General features: G+C 43.4%; 17 protein-coding genes. 13 read left to right on the forward strand and 4 right to left on the reverse strand.

Translation table 11 applies throughout. From position 1 onward, the window contains the following. Positions 1-2 precede the first annotated feature (2 nt). Positions 3-416, forward strand: coding sequence for a hypothetical protein (locus M3152_RS02530; protein ID WP_251693633.1), 414 nt, complete (start codon positions 3-5; stop codon positions 414-416). A gap of 303 nt (positions 417-719) precedes the next feature. Here M3152_RS02530 and M3152_RS02535 read toward each other — a convergent pair whose 3' ends face one another. Continuing rightward, positions 720-1,355, reverse strand: a complete 636-nt coding sequence (locus tag M3152_RS02535) for a hypothetical protein (RefSeq protein WP_251693634.1) — start codon at positions 1,353-1,355, stop codon at positions 720-722. Between the two features lie 301 nt (positions 1,356-1,656). Here M3152_RS02535 and M3152_RS02540 point away from each other — a divergent pair, with 301 nt between their 5' ends. Both M3152_RS02540 and M3152_RS02545 read left to right on the forward strand, forming a co-directional pair. Continuing rightward, positions 1,657-2,166, forward strand: coding sequence for a sigma-70 family RNA polymerase sigma factor (locus M3152_RS02540; RefSeq protein ID WP_251693635.1), 510 nt, complete (start codon positions 1,657-1,659; stop codon positions 2,164-2,166). Between the two features lie 436 nt (positions 2,167-2,602). Then, positions 2,603-3,154 carry a competence protein ComK gene (locus M3152_RS02545; protein ID WP_251693636.1) on the forward strand — a complete coding sequence of 184 codons (552 nt, stop codon included), beginning with the start codon at positions 2,603-2,605 and terminating at the stop codon, positions 3,152-3,154. A 220-nt stretch (positions 3,155-3,374) separates the two neighbouring features. On the opposite strand, the gene M3152_RS02550 is transcribed toward M3152_RS02545, so the two are convergent. After that, positions 3,375-3,806, reverse strand: a complete 432-nt coding sequence (locus tag M3152_RS02550; protein WP_251693637.1) for a hypothetical protein — start codon at positions 3,804-3,806, stop codon at positions 3,375-3,377. Positions 3,807-5,087: 1,281 nt separating this feature from the next. Here M3152_RS02550 and M3152_RS02555 point away from each other — a divergent pair. The 4 genes from M3152_RS02555 (at position 5,088) to M3152_RS02570 (ending at position 12,798) form a co-directional block, all read left to right on the forward strand. Continuing rightward, the gene (locus tag M3152_RS02555; protein WP_251693638.1) at positions 5,088-5,471 is read left to right on the forward strand and encodes a hypothetical protein; all 384 of its coding nucleotides are present in this window, start codon (positions 5,088-5,090) and stop codon (positions 5,469-5,471) included. Between the two features lie 363 nt (positions 5,472-5,834). Then, positions 5,835-7,181 carry a trypsin-like peptidase domain-containing protein gene (locus tag M3152_RS02560; RefSeq protein ID WP_251693639.1) on the forward strand — a complete coding sequence of 449 codons (1,347 nt, stop codon included), beginning with the start codon at positions 5,835-5,837 and terminating at the stop codon, positions 7,179-7,181. Positions 7,182-7,549: 368 nt separating this feature from the next. Then, positions 7,550-8,995: a carbon starvation CstA family protein gene (locus tag M3152_RS02565; RefSeq protein WP_251693640.1), complete on the forward strand. Its 1,446-nt coding sequence runs from the start codon at positions 7,550-7,552 to the stop codon at positions 8,993-8,995. Positions 8,996-9,417: 422 nt separating this feature from the next. Beyond that, positions 9,418-12,798 carry an S-layer homology domain-containing protein gene (locus tag M3152_RS02570; protein ID WP_251693641.1) on the forward strand — a complete coding sequence of 1,127 codons (3,381 nt, stop codon included), beginning with the start codon at positions 9,418-9,420 and terminating at the stop codon, positions 12,796-12,798. A gap of 319 nt (positions 12,799-13,117) precedes the next feature. On the opposite strand, the gene M3152_RS02575 is transcribed toward M3152_RS02570, so the two are convergent. Beyond that, positions 13,118-15,433, reverse strand: coding sequence for a glycerophosphodiester phosphodiesterase family protein (locus tag M3152_RS02575; RefSeq protein ID WP_251693642.1), 2,316 nt, complete (start codon positions 15,431-15,433; stop codon positions 13,118-13,120). Positions 15,434-15,840: 407 nt separating this feature from the next. On the opposite strand from M3152_RS02575, the gene M3152_RS02580 reads away from it, so the two are divergent. The 4 genes from M3152_RS02580 to M3152_RS02595 all read left to right on the forward strand — a co-directional run bounded on the left by M3152_RS02580 (position 15,841) and on the right by M3152_RS02595 (position 20,564). Beyond that, complete coding sequence (locus M3152_RS02580; protein WP_251693643.1) at positions 15,841-16,875, forward strand: ABC transporter substrate-binding protein; 1,035 nt, start codon at positions 15,841-15,843, stop codon at positions 16,873-16,875. Positions 16,876-16,891: 16 nt separating this feature from the next. Beyond that, entirely contained in the window at positions 16,892-18,022 is a 1,131-nt protein-coding gene (locus tag M3152_RS02585; RefSeq protein WP_251693644.1) for an ABC transporter ATP-binding protein, read from the forward strand. After that, the gene (locus M3152_RS02590; RefSeq protein WP_251693645.1) at positions 18,019-19,722 is read left to right on the forward strand and encodes an ABC transporter permease; all 1,704 of its coding nucleotides are present in this window, start codon (positions 18,019-18,021) and stop codon (positions 19,720-19,722) included. Before M3152_RS02585 ends, M3152_RS02590 begins: the two co-directional genes overlap by 4 nt. 65 nt (positions 19,723-19,787) lie before the next feature. Next, positions 19,788-20,564 (forward strand): HAD-IIA family hydrolase, encoded by a 777-nt coding sequence (locus M3152_RS02595; protein ID WP_251693646.1) that lies wholly within the window; start codon positions 19,788-19,790, stop codon positions 20,562-20,564. Here the strand turns inward: M3152_RS02595 and M3152_RS02600 are convergent. Next, complete coding sequence (locus tag M3152_RS02600; protein ID WP_251693647.1) at positions 20,559-21,122, reverse strand: glycerol-3-phosphate responsive antiterminator; 564 nt, start codon at positions 21,120-21,122, stop codon at positions 20,559-20,561. The genes M3152_RS02595 and M3152_RS02600 overlap by 6 nt on opposite strands. A gap of 175 nt (positions 21,123-21,297) precedes the next feature. Between M3152_RS02600 and M3152_RS02605 the strand changes: the two genes are divergently transcribed. Continuing rightward, entirely contained in the window at positions 21,298-22,944 is a 1,647-nt protein-coding gene (locus M3152_RS02605) for a glycerol-3-phosphate dehydrogenase/oxidase (protein WP_251693648.1), read from the forward strand. Positions 22,945-23,715: 771 nt separating this feature from the next. Then, the gene (locus tag M3152_RS02610; RefSeq protein ID WP_251693649.1) at positions 23,716-24,345 is read left to right on the forward strand and encodes a TasA family protein; all 630 of its coding nucleotides are present in this window, start codon (positions 23,716-23,718) and stop codon (positions 24,343-24,345) included. The last annotated feature ends 214 nt before the right edge of the window (positions 24,346-24,559 follow it).

The following is a 24,559-nucleotide window of genomic DNA, read 5'->3' on the forward strand; positions in this document are numbered from 1 at the left end:
ATATGAAATCAAAAGAATTGGCAAGATTATTTCGTAAAACGGCTGTGATTCTGGATTACTTCGAAGAGCAAGAGATTGAGGAAGCGATGGATGCAATCCTACGATTAGTTAAACAAAATAGCGCATCTCAAAAGGAAGCAACCGCTAAAATTGTAGTTGAGCGTAAAAAAGATGAGGAAACGATTGATTTCTCGAACCTAATTACAGACATGTATCAAATGAGCGGTGAAGAATTGAACGATTATTTATCTACAAACAAAGATTTGAAAACTAAAAAAAACCTCCTGGCATTCGCAAAAGAATTGTCCATATCCACTTCAACAAGGCAAACAAAAGACGTAATCAAGCATAGTATTATTAAATACTTTGAACGTCGAAAAATGGATGATTTTATTAGGACAGAGCGAAATAGGTAGGTTTAAAAAGCTAAGAGTTCAATCTTTTGGCTTGTCTATGTATATAGATTAGAATTACCGAAGGGTTTCCATTTTTGGAGTTGAAATAAGAAAAGCACGCTCTTATGCATGCTTTCATCAATGCTACTATTCCTTTTCTATCTCTTTATTCTAGCATGTCCGCAACGAACACATTTGTTGGAATAGTAGTCCATCCGGTTGTATCCGGATAGTTTGCACATCCATTTCCCCCACAACTTTGCCATATGATACCCCTTCCCAGAATAAAAATTGTGCGAAAATAGTTGTTTGAATAGTGACACTTCAATTATACACCTTGTACATATAAATACCTATATAATTTAAAAAATTTAACCGAAAAGTTTCGACTGCGCAATTCGACCTAAAATGACATAGAGGCAGATGCTTGTTAGCTTCAATGATGCTTAGTTTTATATCACCAATTGTTCCGGCAATCAGCACTTTCATTTGACTGAACAGACTTGTGGATAGCTTTGACGGTTCCTGAGGAGACGTGTAGTTAAGACCTTTAGATTTTAAAATAGATTTAGAAAGAAGAGCTTCGTCTTTTGAAATCAGCTCGTTTTCCTTGTTGTCAAGCGGTTTGTTGTCATTGTCCCGTTCGTTCATTTTCCCCTGGTCATCGAAGGGTAAAATGATGTAGATGTTGGCTCCTAGTCCGCTCATTACTGGGCGGATAAAGTGGACCTTTTCGATGGCACGTCTTATAGTTACGTTTGATTTCCCTGTAGCATCTTCGATTGTTCCATGCTTCAAATGTGCTGCCCCGTATTTCACCGAATAGCGGCGGATGACGTCGAGCACTTGGCGATCAGATTTCGTTAGTTCGTCCCAGTGAAGTAAAAGATGCTGTTCGGCTGCTGCGTCCATTTCTGTGACTGTGGCGAAGCGTGAGTATTGTTTTAGATAATGTGCCATTTATAATTCCCCCTTTATCCTCTATATAGATGGGAGAGGTCAAAAGGGATACTGCAAGTAAAAATTAATATTAATTGAACAACCATCCTTCCCACGAAACAGTCGTGAGAAGGAATGGTTGTTTTTGTCTGTTTACGAGAAATGAAAATAAGGCATTTTCTGCAGTTTTAACGAGTTTATTAGCAAAAAAAGGTGGTTTTTGCCTTGAAAGTTGAAGAATGGCCAGGGAGAATGAATTTTCTCGTTCGGTGAACAATTCAATTGGTCGATACGATGAAATCACCCGGGAATAAAAGGAATCATGCATGATCAGAAAGAGTTCTCCATGCAGGAATTTGAAGATGTCTTAGCGCAATATGAACCAATGATTTCACACTCGATTCGAAAGTTGAATATTTACCGCGACCATGAACAATACAGGCAAGTCGGCAGAATCGCGTTATGGCAGGCTTGGAAACGGTTTGATACGGAAAAAGGGGATTTTACGCCATTTGCATACCGGAGTATCCGAGGTGCGATGCTGGACGAGTTGAAACGTGAGGCACGTTACGAAGAACGCTTCCTGCCGGCCGTCAATGAAGTCATCATTGATCATCTAGGGGCGGAGGTAGAGGAGGCGTATCATTTGCTCCATGACGCAATTGGCCAACTGGATCCTCGTGAAAAAGCGTTTATCCAATGGTCTTTTGTCGAACAATACAGCTTGGCAGAGTGCGCAGAACTAGCGGGAATTTCAGTTGCGGGCGTGAAGAAGAGAAGGGAAAGGATGATGAGGAAGCTAAAGAAGATGATGAAAGCGGCGAGTCAATAACGAGTGTGTGGAGAGAAGTGGACTACGGGGCTATGTCGTAGTTCACTTTTTTATGACAGTCTTTGATAGAAAACGAGGGTTTTCGCTAGAAATCAACAAAAATCCCATAATTTGTAGACTATTAATAAATTTCATTATATACTAAATATGGTGTGAATAGGGAGTATTTAACTATGGCTGAAATAGGGTGAAAAAGACTAGGGGAACTCCATATACACTGGATGGTAACGCTTACAATCATGCTGTTTGCGAGATGGTTTGAGTGCATTAGAGGAGGTGAGTGAAGTGTGATCCAATTATTCCATGGAAATCCCCAGGTGCGACAAGTCCGGCAAGACATTCACCTGAGGAACCGTGTTGGAGTAAACCAACCTATCGTTAGTATACTCCTTCTTACGTTAAACCGTAAACGTTAAATAACAAGGGGGAGTCAAAGATGAGAAAAAATTACTCAGTTTTCATGAATCGAAACACGATTGCTTATGTTAGCGCTTTCAATGAGGTGGGGAAACTCGTGACAGACATCTACACCACCAAAGGGATTTATCGGGTTGATATTGAACCCATCAAGCTGATAGATAAAGTATTCAAAAATTACGGTTCCAGCTATACTGGGGCGAAAGAAGGTTCAAAATGGATCTTGGGCGACATTGACATGCCGCCGTTAGTCATCGGTGGGGCGGAAGGATTGTACTTGTTTCCTAGCGAGTCACCATCAAGCCCAACGTGCAAGTGGTTCTTCCTACATCATATCGTTCATCATAAGGCGATCGAAAAGAAAAAAACCGCGGTGTATATGACTGGTGAGCTTGTGTTGACGGCGGATATAAGCAAGTCTTCCTTTGAAAGCAGATTGACGCACGCAACGTTGTTGAAAGTCCGGATGGAAGGACAGAATCTGGACTATCGCACGTTTGATATGAGCGTGAACTATCAAATGGTGCAAGAATTCAAGGTCGATGCTTATAAGGTGAATAGGCATTCTTAAATAGATGCTGTATAGATGCGGTGTGAAATTTTATTTAGAATCAGGATGACCAGCATTATCTCAAGGAACATAGTTATGGGGGAAGTGTGATAAGGGGGAAGTCATTAGCTTGAAGTTGTGGATGGAAGGTTAATTGATTTGAAATAGAAGGAAAGAGCCGCTCTTTACGTTAATCGGCTCTTTCCTTCTACTGCTGTGCTTCTTTTATTAGATGTCCTACTTAATTGTCTTCTTTAATCACTAAATTTGCCAAGCCGTTCTCTTCGAATTCCTTTTCGTATCGCTCTTCGATTTCAAGCAATCTGAGGAAACGGTCATCCAGCGTGTCAAATGTTCCCCCTTCTTGATCAAAATCTCTCTTGGCTAGGTTACCGGACAGTTTCTCCCAGAATATGTAGTCATCATTGTCATCGATGATTGGATGCAGCTGTTCTTCATACTCTTTTGAGGGATAATAGGCGTTTAACTCGCGGTCATAGGGGACGAGGTCATCGTATCCCATGTCTTTCGCATGCGAGCAAATGTATTGGAACAGCTCATCGTAGTCGGCAAACCGTTCGTCGTCGGGGCGGATTGAATTTGCAGTCCATTCCCCTAAATAGGCAAGGTCCAACAGCGTTTTGAATTGCTTTTTCGTGAAATTGATTTTCATTTGTATAGTCTCCCTCAATTTGCTTTTCAATAATTTTACCATAGGAGGCATTGTGAGGGTTGGAACTCAAAGAATGTGGTCTGCAAAGCAATATCCCTGTCGTTCATTTTCCCCTGGTCATCGAAGGGGAAAATGCTAAAGAGGTTGGCGCCTAGGCCGCTCATTACTGGACGGATGTAGTGGATCTTTCGATAGAGTTGAGTTTGATATTTAAGAATGGCACGTCTGACAGTCACGTTTGATTTCCCCGTAGCCTCTCCAATTGTTATTTCCCTTCCTGTTGGTCAAATAACAATAGTTATCTAAAGCAGCTATCACTACTAGAAGGGGCAATTTATCTTTCTAGGAGTTTTATACAGTGTTTTTGAAAATTCGGAAAAAGTAGGAAGGTATTTCCAAGCTAATAAAGTATATAGTCTATTATGGGTATTTTTGTCATAGATACCTCCGAATATCCCTGCCCTTACCATGAAAAATAGTAGGGTACCAGGTTATTCATACTGGGTCCAACTGCATTATTGGTGAGGAGGTAACTTTATTCAACAGGAGGTGAAGTACAAGCAACAAATTACTTTATTGCGTAAAACTGTTCATTAGGGGGGACGGGCACTAATAACTGGATCGTAAAGGTTCTACACCACCTGGGGGGAAAGAACATCTAAGACATCAAAAGAAAGGAATTCACCAACTTTGAACAAGTATATGAAACAATCATTTTTACGGGTGTGGAAGACCTTAAACCCACACAACTTGTATTACGTTGGAACTTTTGATTTTGTCGTTACGAAAAAGGCGAACGTAAAGTTGCATCGCCAATATAATGGAGCGTATAGCTTATTCGTTTCGGAAAAGGGTGGGAAATATAATGACACTCTTGTTGTAAATCCAAGTACATTTAAAAAAACTGCAGTTGGCTCTACAATCAAATGTGGCGTGATAAAACATCGAGGGTATGATGATTTTGCTGTTGTAACAAGGGAAACGGAAGGATATAAAGCAATCAAGTCACTTGTTTCAGGTTCGCGAATAAAATTAATATTTCTCCTCGTGATCCTAGCATTCATCATTCTTCAATTAAGCTTTTTTCTCAACTTCTTTTTAAGTCTTGTACTTTAGTAGATTAGAAGAAAATGATGTAGGAAAGTCGAGGTTGAATTATGGATAAAAAGAATACGGAAACAAATTTTAAGCCTATTCCTCGTTTCAATGCTGGTTATCACTTCATTGCCAGCAAACGCTACCTTTGCTGCAGTCGATAATGCAGCAATCGAGGCACAAATCATGGAGGAATTGGAAGCTATTTTGGAAACTATTGACGTAACAGACCCCACTGAACAAACAGATGACTCCAACCTCCAAGACTCAACAGACCTCACTGAACAGACAGAAGATCCACTACTCCAAGAAACTACAGAACCCGACAACATCACTGAATACCAGGACTTAAATAAGTCACCTGAAATCAACACAGATGAAGAGATAGAAGCGTATAAAAATTGGAAACAAAGCTTACGTATTATCCCTCGTGCGTTGGCGTCCGGAACAAACTTTACAGCATTCCGGTTGTCCCTCTATCAACTGTTCATCCTAAAACCAAGCTTCAACTTATGTCCTCGCATTGTGTTAAATATTAGCCTAAGCCCACCGATGAGAGTATGGAAATAGTGAATCCTTTTGTGATCCTCAGTTTATTGAGATTACGGATGACGCATTGTACGGTTGCAAGTGACGTCCTTACTCTCTGATATATGCCAACTGGGCAGCATGTCATGCCTCGCCGCTCGTATATCTCCCCTCGCGCTCGTAAATCGGAAACTACGCTCGTATATTCCCGTCCGCGCTCGTAAATCGGAAACTGCGCTCGTATTAAAGCCTGTTCGTTCCGTAATTAAAACAGCCAGCAAAGCACATTTAGCATTTAGAAGGCAAAGTCTTGAAATATCACATACAATCGGCTGTTTGAGAGACTTTAGAACTGATTAATTAGACCGATATAAGGCATAAAGCTTTAAGGGTGGAGGTGTTGCCATGTTTTGTTCGGAGTGCGGGTTTAAAAACGCAAAGGGGGTCAATTTTTGCGGGAGTTGCGGTAAACCGATACAGAAGAAGAGCCATACAGGGTGGATGCTGCTAGTCATTTTTGTCTGTATCTGTGTACTTGGCGGAGTCGGATATGCTTTCCTACAAATCAATAAACAGGAAGCACTGCAAACATCGACGCTTGGGGATGCAAATGAAAAAGACGATCCTGTGGAACAGCCGGTCCGTATCATTGAAAGGGAAGTTACGGAGCGACCTAAAAATAAGCCGGTCGAAAAAGAGAAAACAGAACTTATCGAGGAAACATTGCCGAGGGTATTTACCATTGTGACGACGGATGGTTTCGGTTCAGGTTTTCTGTATGCCAAGGGCGGTTACATTGTCACGAACGCTCATGTCGTATTGGGCTATACTGATGTGAAAGTGAGGAATTCGGTTGGCAGGGAAGCCCCAGGGAAAGTGATCGGGATCTCTGATACATATGATGTCGCACTTATCCGGTCTGATGCGAATAAAGATATCAATCCGCTAAAGACAGAGGTAAATGAAACGAAAGTAGGAACTGAAGTGATCGCTTTAGGCAGCCCGAACGGATTGGAAAACTCCGCTTCAGTCGGTTATTTGACAGGCACAGGTAGAGATATTCGTGATGATTTCTTTTATGAAAAAGCTTATCAGATCGATGTCCAGGTCGAAACTGGCAGCAGCGGCGGACCTTTGATTGACGCAAAGACTGGAAAAGTGATTGGTATCAATTCACTCCTGCTGGAAAAAAACAGGCGTATTGGCTTCTCCATTCCTCTGTACACGATGACGTATTTATTTGATGACTGGATAAAAAGTCCGATGAGTGATCGACAGGTCGCATCCGTTTTTGGTGTGTACGATGACTATGGGACTTCACATTTCTACAATGAGGATTCCTATAATTCTGATGCGAGTGAAGACGATGTTGAGGGTTACGAGGGGGACGTCTACTTTTACGAAGAATGGCTGCAGGATTTCATTCTGGAATTCCGGACGGTTTACGAGGATGCCTTGTCTAACGAGGACCTCTACCAGATCGAGCACTATTTATTGCCAGGCGGCAGTGCACATAAAGAATTTGTGGATTACTTTGCTGAGATTTCCGGTGAAGGCATGCACTTCGACTTTATTGAAAATGTCGTAACAGGGGTAACCATCTATGAGGATTATGCACTTGTTTCCACATACGAAACGTTAAACTTCCGCAATAAATCGGGGAACGAGAAGTATTACGTGAAAGAGAAGAACTATGAAGTGGTTATTCATATGGATGGTACTTATAGAATTAGAGATGTGAATAATAGGTGAAATAAACACGCCCGGCAATTGCTAGATTGCTGGGCGTGTTTTTACTTTTTGAATATTGAAATCAAAAAACTACCACCTATTCCACGAAGTGTCGTGAAGATAGGTGGTTGTCTTTGACAGTGCTGATTCGCCTAAGTAGCCGTTATTCCATTGTGAAAGGATTTGTTCGGGTATGTATTGGCGTTTTGATTGTTTATAGAGCAGCGTCTTGCATAGGGATACTTTTGAGGAGATAGAATTTAAAAGGCACCAATTCAATAAATGCAAGTTTGTATAGATTTGTCGAAAAATATCGAATAAAGTTATTGCTTGTTGATTCTATTCGTTATATCATTGTATCTAAAATTCAGAAAAGGGAGGGTTCAGCGATGATTACTTTTATAGCATCCATTTTATTGTTGATTGTTGGTTATATCGTTTACGGGAAGGTGGTTGAACGAATTTTCGGCATCGATGACAAGAATCCGACGCCTGCCTATACAAGCAACGATGGTCTTGATTATATGCCGATGAGCTGGTGGAAAGCGAGTTTGATTCAGCTTCTGAATATCGCTGGGACCGGCCCGATATTTGGTGCAATCATGGGCGCGCTTTATGGTCCAGTAGCATTTGTATGGATTGTTATCGGTAGTATCTTTGCTGGGGCGGTACATGATTACTTTTCAGGTATGTTGTCGCTTAGACATAATGGAGCACAATTTCCAACACTTGTTGGAAAATACTTAGGTGGCAACATGAAATTCCTTATCACAATCGTCTCGATCGTGTTAATGGTTTTGGTGGCAGCAGCATTTACTGCAGCACCTGCCCAGCTACTGACGGAAATCACACCAATTAACTTTACGACTTGGTTAGTTGTTATTTTCATTTATTTTATACTTGCAGCGGTTCTACCGATTAATAAGATCATCGGAAGAGTGTATCCTATTTTTGGAGCTATCTTAATTTTCATGGCTGTATCGATCGGCATTGGATTGTTCTTTTTTGATCATTCCATCCCGAATTTAACATTCAGTAATTTACACCCTGGAGACATGCCTATATGGCCATTGTTAATGGTAACAATATCGTGCGGAGCGATTTCTGGATTTCACAGTACACAAAGTCCGATTTTAGCTCGAACATTAAAAAAGGAAAGTGAAGGAAGGAAAGTTTTCTATGGGGCAATGATCGGCGAAGGGATTATTGCAATGATCTGGGCAGCAGCAGGGATGACCTTTTTTGGCGGTACGGGTGCGTTGCAAACAGCACTTGCAGCTGGTGGTCCAGCTGGAATCGTGAATGAAATTAGCCTATCAACGCTAGGTGTTTTCGGCGGATTCATTGCCATTTTAGGTATTGTTATTCTGCCAATAACGACCGGTGATACGGCATTACGTTCCTCCAGAATGATGCTTGCTGAATTATTAACTGACCTGACGAAGAAAGAGTTTAATGGGAAAGGGAAATTAGCCTTTCTTATCATACCAGTAGCAGGAATAACGCTATATCTAACTACGATTGATTATAGCTTCCTCTGGCGCTATGTCGGTGGATCTAATCAAATCGTTGCTGCGGTTATGTTATGGACCGCATCTATGTACCTCGTGGAAAACAACAAGTTCCATTGGATCTGCAGTATTCCGGCAATATTCATGACAGCGGTGGTCAGCACGTATATCTTCTATGCACCGGAAGGCTTTAACTTGGACTACGGTATTTCCCTGGCGCTAGGAGCGGTTATTTGGTTGGCAGTACTTGCATGGTTTGTTATGCGTCTTATTAAACATAAAACGGTTGGCGGCTATAAGGATTTGGATGTTAAAGTGGGATAGTAAGAATCAGGCATGCGCTGTTTGAAACAAACACGCCCAGCAATTGCTAGATTGCTCGCGGCGTGTTTTTTGTTTTTCGAATCTGAAACATCCAACAACCAACCTTGCCACGAAACATTGGAGATGGTGGTTGTCTTTTTAAGAGTTGATCGCCTTAGTAGTTGTTAAAGGGCTAAGGGCTGTGTAGTCAATACTTGGTCCTTTGCTGTCTATATCAAACATCATTCATAGGACCTATCAATTAAACCAATCTCCAACTATATAATGATAATTGGAATAACAAACTAGTTGTCCACTTATAGTAGAAAAGAAAAGACGATTAATCAGTAGTTTGCAAGGATAAGATAATCTGAATAATCAGCGTAACTTTTACTGACTTCTGTCGTCTAAGTTATGGAATGAACAAATTAGGAGGAAACCGTTTGGTCAAAAAACACAAAAACGTCAAGCTCTTGACGTCAGCTGCCGTGCTGACGAGTGCCATTGTAGCGCCTGTTGTTGTTTCTGCGGCTCCAACGTATTACAAGGATGTCCCACCATCTCATGTTGCTTATGATTCGATTATGTATATGTCTGGCAAGGGCATTATTAATGGGTATGCCGATGGGACATTCCGCCCTTCTGAAAAGGTGACCCGTGGCCAGGCTGCGAAAATATTGGCTATTTCATTGAATTTGGATCTGAACAATGCTCGCAATCCTCATTTCCGTGATGTCCCGACTTCCCATGGGTTTTACAAGTACATTGCGGCACTTTACGAGGCAGGCATCATCGATGGGTACTCGAACGGCAATTTCGGAGTGAATGATCCGTTGAACCGTGGACAGATGGCGAAAATCTTGGCCTTAGCTTATCAACTCGAAAAGCAACCATTGCGTACGGCTAAGTTCACAGATGTCTCTGCAAATGCATTTTACGCCGGCTACTTGCAGTCCTTAATTGACAACAAAATCACTTTTGGAATCACGCCTACCCGATTTGCACCAAACCAATATGTAGACCGTGGGCAGATGGCGATGTTCGTACACCGGAGCGAACTGGCAACGAACCGGACAGATACTGTGAATGCAACGATTTCAACTTTTGATGGGTACTCACTGCAAACTGATAAGGGCTTTTACGACATTCCTGCATCCTTGCGCTATTTCTTCTCTTCCCAAAACTACAATGCTTTAAAAAACGCAAAAATCTCTTTCAATCATGACAAAGGTGCCCTGACGTCCATCACGCAACTTGAACTCAGGAACTCAGGAACCTCGTCCAATATAATTACATTGTACGGAAACAACACAACCTTGAATGGCAGTCTGGTCATCGATGCCGATTACCTCAATGTCAGGGATCTGACAGTTACTAAAAACCTCAGCTTCGGTTCTGAAACACAAAATTATTTCACTGGAGATACGCTGAACATTAAAGGTTCTACGACTAGTAACGATTACACTTCAACTTCCAATCGAACTCTTAACCTCACATTCAATAACACCACGCTAAACACAGTACAACTATCCAAATCCAACACGAATTTCACACTCACCAACAAGTCATTCGCACAATCCATTACAATGAAAGCAAATGGTACTGTCAGAACAAATGATACTTCCCGGGTCAATGAGGTTTCATTAGAGGGCTCTATGTCAGAGGCGGCAATCTACTCAACTATCCCTAAGCTATCAGTCTCCACGACAAGGGATGTTACAGTGAATGGATCAGGTACGATTACAACCTTCAACATCCTTACGAACCGCCTTGTGACAATCAATACAGCTGGAACCATCTCAACACTGGACATTCCACGTGATGGCTATGTTAACGTAAGCTCGCAAACTTGGGTGGCCAATGCACTCATTCCTTGGAATACATCCATTAAAGATGTCATCCGGAACTACGATTCAGCCAAATACCGAATTGAACGGATTAACGGAGTCAAAAACCCGGATCAGACGCCTCCTTATGAGCCGCCAGTGTACCAGGACATCACAATCCGGGCTGCAAGTATGGACGCCAATGGAGTCATCTCCATGACTTTTGACCAAAATCCTACGAAGTATAAGATGATTACGAAAACTAAAATGTATGCTGGGGACGTAAAAACAAACCAAACGCTGGAACTGACAAATCTCTCCATTGGTAATGGGAATTACACGAGCGGCCAAGCGGGGACATTCACGTGGACCGAAGGAAAGAACCAATATTCCACTTCCTACTCGACAGTCTCTTCGAGTGGCAACTGGAAGACGGTTACTTTCTATGAGGATACCCGCTTAAAGAACAAGATATTTGGAATCACTTATCGGGTCAGCAGTTTAGGGTTGGAAGTTGCAACTGACTTTACGGACGATACAGTAACTTTCCTGAATAACTCCACATTCTCTGTCGTAGGTACTAAAGGATCGTATACTTCGATTGCCGGTTCAAAAATTGCTGTTCCAACAGGTACTATTACAAATGAAACTGAATTACAAAGAGCACTCTCTTTGAAGGTTCCTGAAATAACGATTTCTAAAGATATTACGATCACTAAGCCAGTAGCGATCAACTATCCAAATGTAAAGATTCAAGCGATTAATGGAGCGGCCATTAAAGTTTCTGATGGATTACGGTACAAATCCGAAGAAGCTGCCATTACATTTGATGAAAATGCAAAGAATGCAAAGTGGCAGAATGTGAAGTTGGTCGGACATTTCAATACACGAGGCCATGGAATACTTGTCAATTCCGACAATGTCACTTTCGAGAATGCTGAGGTCACGAACTTCGCGGGCTACAATATCGTTTCGGATAATACGTCATCCGTTACTTTGAATAAAGTGAAACTATCCAATGCCAAAGGCGGTTTGCATGTCTATACATCCAGAACTTCATCCCCGACAACCGTCAATTTAACCAACGTTGAAACAACGAATAACCAAGACGGCGGGGTTAATTTAGTTGCGGATCGGGGAAGTAGTAAAATCATCGTTACTGGGAAAGGCAACAAGCATAATGACCAGTCTAAAGGTGTACCGGCTCCTGCATTTTGGACAGATGGGAATGGAGAGTTCGATTTTAAACTTGCGGACTTACATCTTTACACAAAAATACAAAATGCCTATTATCATATCGACAATGACCTGGAGTTTTCTCATGCTGTCTCACAGTTAAGTAAAACAAAAACAGAAAAGCAGACTCCGGGAATGAACATTGCCGACAATTTCACAACCAACAAACCACTTAAAGTTAACGAGGCAATTTCCATTAACGGAAATGGAAAGACGATAACTCTTAATTCCAAAGGGGATCCAAAAAGAAACGCTGAAGGACTTCTGATCAGCTCGTCAGTTGTCATCGACAATCTGAACTTCGCTGCCGGGAAAGAAATGAAGGATCATCTAATTGAAGTAAGCGGAAATGGAGCTTCATTGGCACTATCAAACACAACATTGAAAGATTCCAGGTTAGGTGCAATATACGTGGGTAATTCCGAGAAGAAAGAGACTAAAGAGAAACTTACACTGAAAGGTTCTATTGCCTTATCCAACAATGAATTGGGTGGAGTTGGGGCAATGAATGGTGTAACGATTATTGCGAAAGAAGCAAAAATCACTTACACTCCTTCCACACGTACGAACAATGTTGTCTATAAGAATACAAATCGAAAAGGCAGCATTAAAGTGGAGCCGATTTTCTGGGCAGACTCCCTGGATGTACTAGTTGACCTGCCAGATGGATTCAAGAAGTATGAGGTATCTAGGGATAAGAAGAATAACAAGATATTGTCCAATGATCGAAATTCTGCTACAGAGGTTATTTATAGTAGATAACATAAAGGCCTTCCCGCACGTTAGGGGAGGCCTTTCATCAAATATTAATTTTCGAAAGTTGGCGGCGCTCACTAATTATGTGTAGCCGCTCGTAAAAAGGATTTCGCGCTCGTAAACTGGACTCAGCGCTCGTAAATTCAGTTTCACGCTCGTAAATAGTAATCTACGCTCGTAAAATCACCTGTGCGCTCGTAAACAGGAATCCACGCTCGTAAACTTCCTCTTTGCGCTCGTAAACAAGAAGCCACGTTTAATCAATTCATTAAGAAAACAGGTGAAAAAATGCTATTTGCAATCTTTCACCTGTACTCCTCTATAATTACTTCACAATCACCTCAATCGGCTCTCCAACAATATTCCACTCCGTACCTAGCATGGTGAATGTGTGTTTCACGAATACTTGGGCTGTTCCAGGAGAGACAGCTTCGATTGTGTTGCCAGTCAGTTTGACGACGCCGTTGTCATCAGCGACAAACAGTTCGGATGCGATGTTCTCCTTTTTAGCGGTGCGGTAATTGACAAAGGCTTTTGCTTGGACTGTGGATGTTTTGCCTGGCTTCAGGTTGATTTTCTTAATGGGTGTTTCGAGTCTGATCGGTGAATCTGTGAGCCATTGCATGTAGTCGGTGATGGGGCCGACGAGTCCTTGTGCGAGTTTATCGCGGAAAGGCTCTTCAGCACGGAATGTCCAGTGCATCGTCAGCATGCCGCGTTGGCGCATATACGTGATGAATTCTTCGTATGTGCTTCCGTAGCTTGCATTTAATGTGACTTGATTCGATGTTCCGTAGTCCATCATCTTTTGGGCGTTTTTGATTTTTGCTTCTGTCGTTGCTGGCACTGCAGCGGAATACAGGTAACCGACAGGGATTTCAGGTTTTAATTCAAAGGAATCGATCATGCTGCCGAGGTCAAAGCTTTGCAGGACGACTTGGTCGACCATCCCTTCTTCTTCGATTTCCCTTATCACTTGCTCCTCGATGCCGACGCCTTTCAATTCGACGAGAAGGATGACGTCTTTTCCTTTGAATTCTTGAAGGAACTCTTTGAATGTCGGTACTTGCTCTCCAGCGAATTCTTCACTGTATTTAATGCCTGCATCGAGCTGACGGATTTCATCGAACGTCAAATCGCTTACCGCACCCGTCCCATTTGTCGTCCGGTTCACGGTCAAGTCATGCATGATAATCAGGTGGCCGTCTTTCGTCAATTGTAAATCCGTTTCGATCTGATCCGCGCCAAGCTCGTAAGCCAGTCGGTACCCTGCCATTGTGTTTTCAGGGGCTAGCGACGGGACCCCACGGTGGGCGGCGACGATCGGTCGTTTGACGATTGTGTTTTCAGGGTACTTTCCAAGCGCCTCAATGGAAGCGGCAGGGTTATCTGTGATGATGCCGTCTGCTCCTGTGTGGATGAGCGCGTGTGCACTGTTTTCATCTTCGGCACCGATTCCCCATACGGCTACCATCCTTGTGTGCAAGTAGTGGACATTTTCCACATCGAGAAGTTTTTCCGGAATGAGCGCAACTTTTGCATTGCTAGCATGGACGGTCCGGATCAGTTCGTTAAGGTCATGTTTGTTGAATGAATTCTTCGTGTAGACGATTCCACCTCTTGCTGTAGGCATCAGGTTAGTGATTGCCTTCACGATTTCCGGATGGGACGAGACGATATGAACGTCAGTCGTCTGTGCAGCATCCAAGCTTTCTATGATTACTTCTTCAATGCCTTTCGTTTCGATTTGCAAGATTGGAATGCGCTTGTTTTGTACATTGGCCAGTGCATCGCGTAATGGCACGCCATCCGTCACCAATTCACCTACGCCATTCTGTTCAACTTTCAGGAGCACAGATGCTGTATTTGAAGATTCGGAGGCAGCCAAGGATTGTCCGATTAGTGTAGGTGCGTTTATGATATTTGTCTCCGGCTCTTGTGGAAGGAAAGCGCCCGCGTTTTCAACTGGCGGCAACCCTTGCTCGAAAGATGAAACTTTCACATTGTCGAATAGGACGGTGGCTCCGTTTGCTTGGAAGCCGATGTCGCCGTTAAGTAAACCGGATGCTTGATCTGTATTGATGACAAGTTTGTTATTAATGAACTGCTGAACACGATTATTGCTTGCAATGATTTTAATTCGATAAGGCTTGTTGTACTCGAACTTTTCCGTGAAGAATGTAGCTTCGGGTACGACCCATTTGTTCTGGGCATTCCTCTCTGCAAACTCCGCGCCATTCAGCGCTGTCGTACCTCTCCGGATTGCGAATTGATAATATGGATAATTCGCCGATTGCACACGGAACATCATTGATGCCCATCGAGTATCTTCGACTGCGGAAACGAAAGTCATATCTGCCTCAAACACGATGTTTCCGTTCTTATCGGGGAGCGGTACAAGCACTCTCGCCGGTGAAGCTGACGAAGGCGAAGTTACCTTCAGTGCCCCATCTTCAACGGATGCTTGTCCTTGAATGACGCTCCATCCTTCCGGCATCACGCCATCCAATTGCTCAAAGTCCTCTTCGACGAGTACGGTTTGATCGGCACTCGCCAGATTTCCAGCGCCGAACAAATAGCCGATACCCGCCACCAGTGCGACAACGCCAAGGGTTACCCACTTCATAATTCCTTTCATCATCCCAATTCCTCCTTTCGAATTAGATCGCCAATCTAGCAACCTAGGTAGCAATCGGTTAGAAGTATACATGATTCCCAATTGTTTGAAAGTTAAATTATTGTAAAGGGGCTAAAAACAATTCTTTATTACCGGAAGCGCTATTAATTCCATTTCAAATGAACTAGTTCACCTCGTAGGGTGACAGACTCATAACCAATATGGTTATGGAAATGAGTGAAAGATCTAAATAATGTTTATTAAAAAATAGAATACTATTGCAATTGTATGAATCTACTGTATACTATGGGTAGTTGAATATAGGCAGAGACGATGAGATGAAAGCCTAGAATGTAAGCCCTTTCTGGAAAAGGGGTTCATTTGGCGTTCCTCTCTTTTTTCTTGCCTAATAAAATCTTAGGGGGATTTTCATGAAAAGATTTGGTGGATTGGCTGCTAGTATCTTGTTGGCTACAGGATTGCTGGCCGGTTGTGCAGGGGGAGCTTCAGAAGGTGACGGAGATGGAAAAGGAGGGGGCAGGATCACTCTTTATTCACCGGAAACACCTGATTTTACGAAGGAATTGGCTCAGAAGTATGAGGAGGTACATGGCGATAAAGTCGATGTACATTACGCCGGGACGAATATCCTTGTCAATCAGATGATGGCTGAGAAGGACAATCCGAAAGCGGACGTCTGGTACGGCGGTGGAGGAATCCTTCCGTTTGAAGCAGCAGTAGATCGTGGAATCCTTGCTTCTTATATCCCGGATTTCGCAGCAGATTGGGATGTTGTGGAGAATGGCATTAAATTAAAGCACCAGGACGGTAAATATGTCGGCGTAGAACTGTTCGTATTAGGGTTTTCTTATAACACCGACTTGGTGACTGAAGAAGAGGCCCCGAAGACGTGGGCAGATCTGCTTGACCCGAAATGGGAAGGGAAGATCCAGTTCCCGAACCCTGCAGCATCCGGTACCGCCACTCTAATGGTTATGGACCAAATGATGCAGCAAGGTGAAGACGAAGCTTGGGAGTATTTTGAAAAACTTGTAAAGCAAGCGAACTCGATCCCTGACTCCGGTTCAGCTCCAACTAAAGCCGTAGCGATGGGTGAAGCGCATATCGGCGTCGGTTTTGACTTCATGGCCTATGAGCAAAAGGCTAAAGGTGAAACTGTAGACTTCATCGTTCCTGATAAAACACCGGTGCTTGTCAACCCTGCAACTTTGATTGAAGGTGGTCCGAATGCTGAAGGCGGCAAGAAATTCATGGATTTCCTTCTTTCAAAAGAAGCTCAGCAGATCATGGCGGATTGGTACCATATCCCGATCAACCCGGACGTGGAATCTAAAACTCCATTGACGCTTGATAAGGTGAAAGAGCATGCTGTCGATCTTGATATCGATTGGGTGAATGAAAACTACGATCGCGTTCGTAACGAATGGAAAGACAAATTTCAATAAATAAGGGTGAATATGTATGGGGTCAGTAAAAATTAAGAACATGACAAAAACGTTTGGGGACTTTACTGCCCTTCACGACATTAACCTTGATATCGAGGAGGGCGAATTTTTCGCTCTTCTCGGTCCTTCGGGATGTGGGAAAACGACAACGATGCGGTGTATTGCCGGTTTCGAAAATCCTACATCGGGATCCATTTACATAGGAAATCGTGAAGTGGAAAAGATTCCGGCAAACAGACGGAATTGCGGTATGGTCTTTCAAAGCTATGCATTATTTCCACATATGAATGTGTTTGAAAACGTTGCATACAGCTTGAACATCAAGCAGCTCAATGCAAGCAATCCGATTAAACAAATGGGGATCTACGCACGTCTATTGACGAAGAGGTTCGGAAAATATCCGGAAGATCTGAAGAATAAAGTAATGGAAATTTTAGAGTATGTTGAGTTGGAAAATCATGCGGAACGGTTGACGAGTGAACTGTCGGGCGGCCAGCAACAACGGGTGGCCTTGGCACGAGCATTGGTCATGGAGCCTGCAGTTCTTCTAATGGATGAGCCGTTATCCAACTTGGATCAGAAATTACGGCATTCCATGCGAAACACCATCCGGACGATTCAACAGGATTTGGGCATTACGACGATCTTCGTCACGCACGACCAAGAAGAGGCGATGAGCATGGCGGACCGTGTTGCGGTCATGGATAAAGGCGAAATCGTTCAAATCGGAACTCCGACAGAGCTATACAGTAATCCGTCTACGCCATTCATCGCAAATTTCGTTGGTACCTCGAACATTCTGAAAGGCACTGTTGAAGGCGAAGAGAATGGATTCACTGTCGTCAAAGGGGAAGGGTTTTTACTCCGTTCATCCAATAAAGCGAAGAAAAAAGAAGTGGATGTCATCATCCGTCCGGAACACGTAAAAGTGGAAGCTGCGGACAGTGTGATTGATCACGCGAAGACGAATGTAATTGAAGGGACTGTCATCATGTCCACGTATTTAGGGTCGATCGTCAGGTATGACGTCCAAGTCGGCTCCTATCAATTGATTGTCGATACAACGTATTCCTCAGGAGCTAATATTTTTGAGGAAGGGAAGAAAGTGAAGTTGACTGTGGACCACGAGAGGGTGCTGTTAATATGAACCGTATCAAAAACAGCTTCAATGGGTTGACGGTCGTAAAAGTCCTCATTTATGCATTCTTTGGCCTGTTCATGTTGCTGCCGCTTCTCTCCGTGTTCGTTGTCAGTTTCACTGGTGAACCGACGAACCTATTAGGCTCCTTGACGGATCCGGCCATTTTCAATTCGACGCTTGAAAAGTTCAAGAACATTTCATTGGATAATTATAAAAGGATCTTCTCGGGCAAAGGTTATTTCTCTGCATTGAAAAACAGCCTTGCACTAGCATTTACCGTTACCATCATCATTATCCTTGTTTGTATTCCCCTTGCATATGGGATTGCAAGGACGAAAATGCCTTTTAAAAAGACGATTTCCGCATTATGCATGATTCCATTGATCGTACCGACGTTCATTTCTGCATATGCATTTATCATCATGTTCGGACGGGCTGGATGGGTGACGCAAATCTATAACGCGCTGGGCGGGGAAGGCATGTTGTTGAACCCCTATTCGATGGCCGGGGTCGTTGCGGTGCAAGTATTCTTCTTTTTCCCTTACGCATTATGGCCGTTAGTGGCGGCATTCAAGGTTAGTGATATCAGTTTGGAAGAGGCTTCCCAAAATCTCGGGGCGAAAAACTGGTTCACCTTCATCTTCGTGACGTTCCCGCTTGCGTTGCCAGGGGTCATTTCGAGCGCATTGCTCATCTTTACGGTGAGCTTCTCGGATTTCGGAAGTCCGATTGTCCTGGCACCAAAAGAGTTGAATTTGCTCGTCGTTGAAGCGTATCGAGAGATTTCAGGATTCTTCAACTGGGGCGGGGCAGCCATTCTGACGGTTGTCATGGTGATCGTGGCGGCATTCTTCTTCTATCTCCAGCATTTATATACGAAGGGGAAAAACTATGGCTCCGTTTCCGGAAAGCCGAAGCAGCAGAAGCTCATTGAGAATAAGTTATTGACGCGCGTACTATCCGGCTATTCTCTGTTTGTCGTATTGATTCCGCTATTGGCGATGCTTTCCGTGGCACTTCAATCCGTTGCAACGACATGGGGCAAGGATTTATTGCCGAGCGGCTATACATTGAACCACTATAAAACGATCTTTTCAACGTCGATGGGCAATATCCAAAACAGTATTATGCTCGCGACTGGCGCGTTGGTGTTAAGTGTTATCATCGCAACATTTGTATCGTATTTCGTCGTCAGACAGAATTCAGCGAAATTGGATTTTATCGCGTCCATTCCATTGGTCGTGCCGGGAATCGCATTCGGGATCGCGTTGATACAGACATTCAATACGATGCCGCTGCAATTGACGGGGACTGCTTTACTTTTGATTATCGCTTATACGATCAGGCGACTTCCGTATATGGTCCGTTCAACGATGGGTTCCATGCGGGCCATCAAACAGGATATTGAAGAAGCGGCAGTGAATCTTGGCGCCACCCCTCTGACCGCAGCGATTACAATCGTAGGACCGTTAATGCTGCCTGGAATTGCAGCCGGATCCGTACTTGTTTTTATTACGGTCATTAAAGAGGCAAGTGTTTCGATCCTGTTGGCTCCGCCTGAATGGGCACCAATGAGTTTGGCGATCTTCCAGAACATACTTCGCGCAGAGTACTATTCAGCGGCAGCGATGTCTATCGTCCTCATCGTCTTAGTACTAGTTTTGCAGGGCATTGCCAGTTTTATCGGGAAAAAACAACGTCTTTAATTGGAAGAGTGAAGTGTGAGCTTGTACACAAATACTGTTTTAGGTATAACTGACTTGGAGTGAGAGTGTTGAAAGGGTTTATCTTTGATTTGGATGGAACGATTTATCTGGACGACCATATTATCGATGGGGCGCCGGAAGTGATAAAAGCGTTGAAAGAGCGCGGGGATAAAGTGGTGTTCCTGACGAATAAATCAATTGCGAATCGCAAAGAGTACGTTGAGAAGTTGAATCGTTTAGGGATTGAAGTTGAGCTTAGCGAGGTCATTAATTCTAATTATATTACTGCACATTATTTGAAAACGGTCATGGGTGAGGGTGATTCTGCCTACGTCATCGGGGAAGAGCCTTTATTCGAGGAACTGGCGATAGAAAACATAAAGCTGGCGGAAGTTCCCGCCAGCGCATCTCATGTTGTGTTAGGATGGGACCGGCAATTCACGTACGATAAGCTGAACAATGCCTTCCAAGCATGGCGGAATGGGGCCGAAATACTGGCGACCAATCCTGATCGGACTTGTCCGGTCAAAGATGGTGAAATCCCGGATTGCGGCGCGATGATTGGTGCGCTTGAAGGCGCGACTGGCGAGCCGGTGAAGATGATCACTGGAAAACCGTCTTCGTTGATGGCTGAATATGTACTGGAAAATGTGCTCGGTATGAAAGCGGATGACTGCTTTATGGTAGGTGATCGCCTGGAAACGGACATTAAGATGGCGAATGATGCTGGTATCCATTCCGTGCTTGTCCTTTCAGGCATTACGACTGAGGAAATGCTTGCAAGTACCGAGCATCTACCTGATCTCGTATTGGATAGCGTCAAAGATCTTATTACATTATAAATCGAATTTCCACATTGCAGGGTCACCGGAGGAAACCGCCAAAGCACCTGCTTCCAGGGCTTCATGGACTTCGGACAGATTAGTGATCAATCCGCCAGCAATTATTGGGTAATCAAGTTCCCTTGAGAGCTGGTCGATGACTTTCGGAATGATGCCAGGAAGAATTTCGACGGCATCCGGTTGACAGGATTTGACCATCTCAATCCCTTTTTTAATGGCAGCGCGATCGATGAGGAAGATGCGTTGAATGGTTTTCAACCCAACTTCATTCGCCATTTTAACAATATGACTTTTCGTTGTTATGATTCCTGTAGGATTCCAGTACTCAGCGACGTAGTTGAGCGCATTTTTAGAATTGGAGAGTCCGTCGATAAAGTCGAGATGGAGAAAGACATATTTGTCCGCCTCGCGCAGCTGTCGAATATAGTCTGCAATGGTCATCAGATTCCCGGTGAGAAGAAAGACAATGTTGCAATTGGATGTGAGAGCGTGCTGTAAATCCTCCTCATTCTTTACGGAGGCAATCATTTGGGATTCGACCATGTCAACTAGACTCAAGTTAATTCATCCTTTCGAAAAATGTGAAGTGGTGTACTATTATAATACCATAGCGTGATGTTAGGAAAAGGAAAATTTTATAAGGTCAGAGATTATGAGAGAAGGCCATTACAATCCCCCTGCATTGAGCAGGGCTATTGTAATGGCCTTTTTCAATGATAGGAGCGTTTTACAGATGAAATCATTTTCATTTACCGGCAGACGGGAACTATTGGGCAGCATTGAAAACAAGCAATACGATGTCATCATTATCGGGGGCGGAATAACCGGAACGGGCATAGCTCTTGACTGTGTGACGAGAGGTTTGAAGACGCTTGTCATCGAAATGCAGGATATTGCAGCGGGGACTTCAAGCCGTTCCACGAAACTTGTCCACGGTGGACTGCGATATTTGAAACAATTTGAAGTTGGCATGGTTGCGGAAGTGGGGAAGGAGAGGGAGGTCGTCTATCGGAATGCCCCCCATGTCACTCACCCCGAATGGATGCTCTTGCCGATTTACCGCAAGGGTACGTTTGGAAAGTACTCCACTTCGTTAGGATTGAAGGTTTATGATTTCCTGGCGGGCGTGAAGAAGAAAGAGCGCCGGAAAATGTTGACGGAGAAAGAAGCATTGAGAAAGGAGCCTCTATTAAATAGGAAAGGATTACTCGGAGCAGGCTATTATGTGGAGTACCGGACGGATGATGCCAGGTTGACAATCGAAGTGGCGAAAACTGCTTTTGCGAATGGAGCGGACTTGCTAACTTATGTGAAGGCCGAGTCGTTCACGTATGATGCGAATGGAAAGGTGTCGGGATTGTATTTTAAAGATGTGTTCAATGAAAATCGATATCATGCTTTTGGCAAAAAGATCATTAATGCAACTGGCCCATGGGTTGAAGATGTCATTGGGATGGATAGGGATATAGAAGGGAAGAGTTTATTCCATTCAAAAGGCGTTCATATCGTCATCGATAACGGGAAATTCCCATTGAAACAAGCAGTCTACTTCGACACGCCGGACGGTCGGATGGTATTTGCAATTCCGCGGAACGGAAAAACGTATGTGGGTACAACAGACACCGAGTATCATAGCGATTTGATTCATCCTGAAATAACGGAAGAGGATAAGCAGTACTTATTGGCGAGTATTGCATTCATGTTTCCAGAAGTGCGGCTTGGGATGACAGACATTGAATCCTCCTGGGCAGGAGTGCGCCCGCTCATCCGGCAGGAAGGAAAAGGACCGTCCGAGATTTCGAGAAAAGATGAAATTTGGACATCAGACACCGGATTGATTACAATCGCTGGCGGGAAATTGACAGGGTATCGGAAAATGGCGGAGACGGTGACGGATATGGTTTGTGAGCAGCTTAGAGTGGATGGTGTGGGTTGCACCAAATCAGTGACGAAGCGTTTGAAGTTGTCAGGCGGGGATTTTGAGAAACCTGAAGATTATTCGCGTTTTATACACGAAAGAGCTGGTGACGTCGCAAAGGTGGGAATCTCAGTGGTCGATGCCACTAGCATCCTTGCGACATATGGAACCAATACGGAATCGGTGATTAAGTATGCGGACCAAGTGTTGCATGAAACCAATTTGCCGCTATCCATCAAACTGACCCTTCACTACGCAATCGAAGAAGAAATGGCCCTCACCCCGGCCGATTACTTCATTCGACGGACGGGGGCTGTATTGTTCGACATCGACTGGGTGAATAAGTGGAAAAAAGAAGTTATTGAGTATATGGCTATTTTGATAGGATGGACAGTTGAAGAGAAGGAAATGCATTGGGGGGAGTTGGAGGCTAGGATTTGGGAAGCTGGGGAGGGTTGTTGAAGTTGTAGTGTAATATGTCATTTGTTAACCCCTCCCTTTGTATAGGGGAGGGGTTAAACGTGTGAATTGCAACGCTCGTAAATATGAATCCACGCTTGTACGCTCATCTACGTTCATAATTTGTTTCTATGTATTCCGTTAACCCCCCACCTCTACTGCTATAAAATTCCTAACCCCGCATATCAAAAAATATGATAATATCCTTGGAAATACGTTCAGTCGACAAACTGGACCGGCACACCATCCAAATGCCCCGGCCATCTCTGAATTGCCCCTCAATCAACAAACCCTTCCAATAACAGGACATGAGTCCTATTGCACCCACTACTCCAAATATCTTAGGCATCCAGGCATCCATTCAACCAATGTAAGTTAAATCGAATGGTGCGGAAGTCTATAATACCCATCCCCCCCTAAGGTAGAGTGTCAACAAGAAAAAGAGTATCCATTCGAGGGAGGTGGATTTATTGTTCTCTGGCTATACTGAAACTAGTTCCATTTTATAGTAAAACAAAGTTCTAAAGGAGGAGATGGGTGGGGTGATGAGGTACTTAAGCCTTGTCTAATTAAACAATATGGCATTCTACTTCTGGACAGGAAAGAACTTAGGCAAAGAGAAATTCGCTCCAAAACACCTCAGGTTGAGAAAGAAGCCATTACAGATAATAGGTGAAACATTGGAAGCAAAAAACTAATTCAAACAGGCACTTGAATGGCTATGGACAAAGCAATGACGCAAGTAAAATTTGATAATCATTGGAGGAATTTTAAATGGCTCTTAAAAAGAAATTAGCAATGGGTATTGCAACTGGAGCATTGGCTGTAAGTATGATTGGTGGGGGAACGTATGCTTATTTCAATGATGTTGAAACGAGCGTGAATGAATTCGCTGCAGGTACATTGGATTTAGCGGTGAATCCGGAAACCATTATCTCAGTAAACAATTTGAAGCCTGGTGATTCGATGAATAGAACATTCAAATTGGAGAATAACGGGAGTTTAGATATTTCCCAAGTGTTTTTAACTACTAATTATACTGAATCAGTGGAAGGTTTTGGCGACCACATCGTGGTAGACTTCCTTAGAAACAATGATAAGGGCGAAAGTATAGTATTTGAAAGTTTGACTTTAAGCACTCTAAAGGCACTTTCAGCCGATGCAGTTGATAATACATCCCCAGAGATTGAAAAAGGTCAAGGCAACGACAAAAAAAATGAAAATGGCAAAAAGATATATTTCCAAGATGGTGAAAAAGATGGCTTAAAGAGCCGTACATCGGATCAACTGGAAGTAAGATTTAGATTTAATGAAAATAACGAAGATCAAAACGCCTACCAAGGCGCAAATCTAGAATTGTACTGGACATTTACAGCAACTCAGACAGCTGGAGTATCGAAATAATAGTAGTGCGGGGAGGAGAAGAGCTATTCTTCTCCTTTATTTTTTGGTGCCTTTGTAGCACGCCATTCTGTTTATTCACTACACATCCAAGCTATAAAACCAGCTCCCGCAATACTAAGATATGAATCCCCCCCTCTAAAGTGGTAGACCAACCCGGAAAGAGTACCAGTTGGAGGGAGGAGGATATGCTTTTCCCTGGATATACTGAATATAG

It is taken from the genome of Sporosarcina luteola (assembly GCF_023715245.1).
GTDB classification, from domain to species: domain Bacteria; phylum Bacillota; class Bacilli; order Bacillales_A; family Planococcaceae; genus Sporosarcina; species Sporosarcina luteola_C.

Coding starts and splice junctions, on each gene's coding strand:
- M3152_RS02560 (WP_251693639.1), top strand. CDS start 5,835: ATGTTTTGTTCGGAGTGCGGGTTTAAAAACGCAAAGGGGGTCAATTTT.
- M3152_RS02530 (WP_251693633.1), top strand. CDS start 3: ATGAAATCAAAAGAATTGGCAAGATTATTTCGTAAAACGGCTGTGATT.
- M3152_RS02585 (WP_251693644.1), top strand. CDS start 16,892: ATGGGGTCAGTAAAAATTAAGAACATGACAAAAACGTTTGGGGACTTT.
- M3152_RS02545 (WP_251693636.1), top strand. CDS start 2,603: ATGAGAAAAAATTACTCAGTTTTCATGAATCGAAACACGATTGCTTAT.
- M3152_RS02580 (WP_251693643.1), top strand. CDS start 15,841: ATGAAAAGATTTGGTGGATTGGCTGCTAGTATCTTGTTGGCTACAGGA.
- M3152_RS02605 (WP_251693648.1), top strand. CDS start 21,298: ATGAAATCATTTTCATTTACCGGCAGACGGGAACTATTGGGCAGCATT.
- M3152_RS02550 (WP_251693637.1), bottom strand. CDS start 3,806: ATGAAAATCAATTTCACGAAAAAGCAATTCAAAACGCTGTTGGACCTT.
- M3152_RS02575 (WP_251693642.1), bottom strand. CDS start 15,433: ATGATGAAAGGAATTATGAAGTGGGTAACCCTTGGCGTTGTCGCACTG.
- M3152_RS02610 (WP_251693649.1), top strand. CDS start 23,716: ATGGCTCTTAAAAAGAAATTAGCAATGGGTATTGCAACTGGAGCATTG.
- M3152_RS02565 (WP_251693640.1), top strand. CDS start 7,550: ATGATTACTTTTATAGCATCCATTTTATTGTTGATTGTTGGTTATATC.
- M3152_RS02540 (WP_251693635.1), top strand. CDS start 1,657: ATGCATGATCAGAAAGAGTTCTCCATGCAGGAATTTGAAGATGTCTTA.
- M3152_RS02590 (WP_251693645.1), top strand. CDS start 18,019: ATGAACCGTATCAAAAACAGCTTCAATGGGTTGACGGTCGTAAAAGTC.
- M3152_RS02535 (WP_251693634.1), bottom strand. CDS start 1,355: ATGGCACATTATCTAAAACAATACTCACGCTTCGCCACAGTCACAGAA.
- M3152_RS02555 (WP_251693638.1), top strand. CDS start 5,088: ATGGAGGAATTGGAAGCTATTTTGGAAACTATTGACGTAACAGACCCC.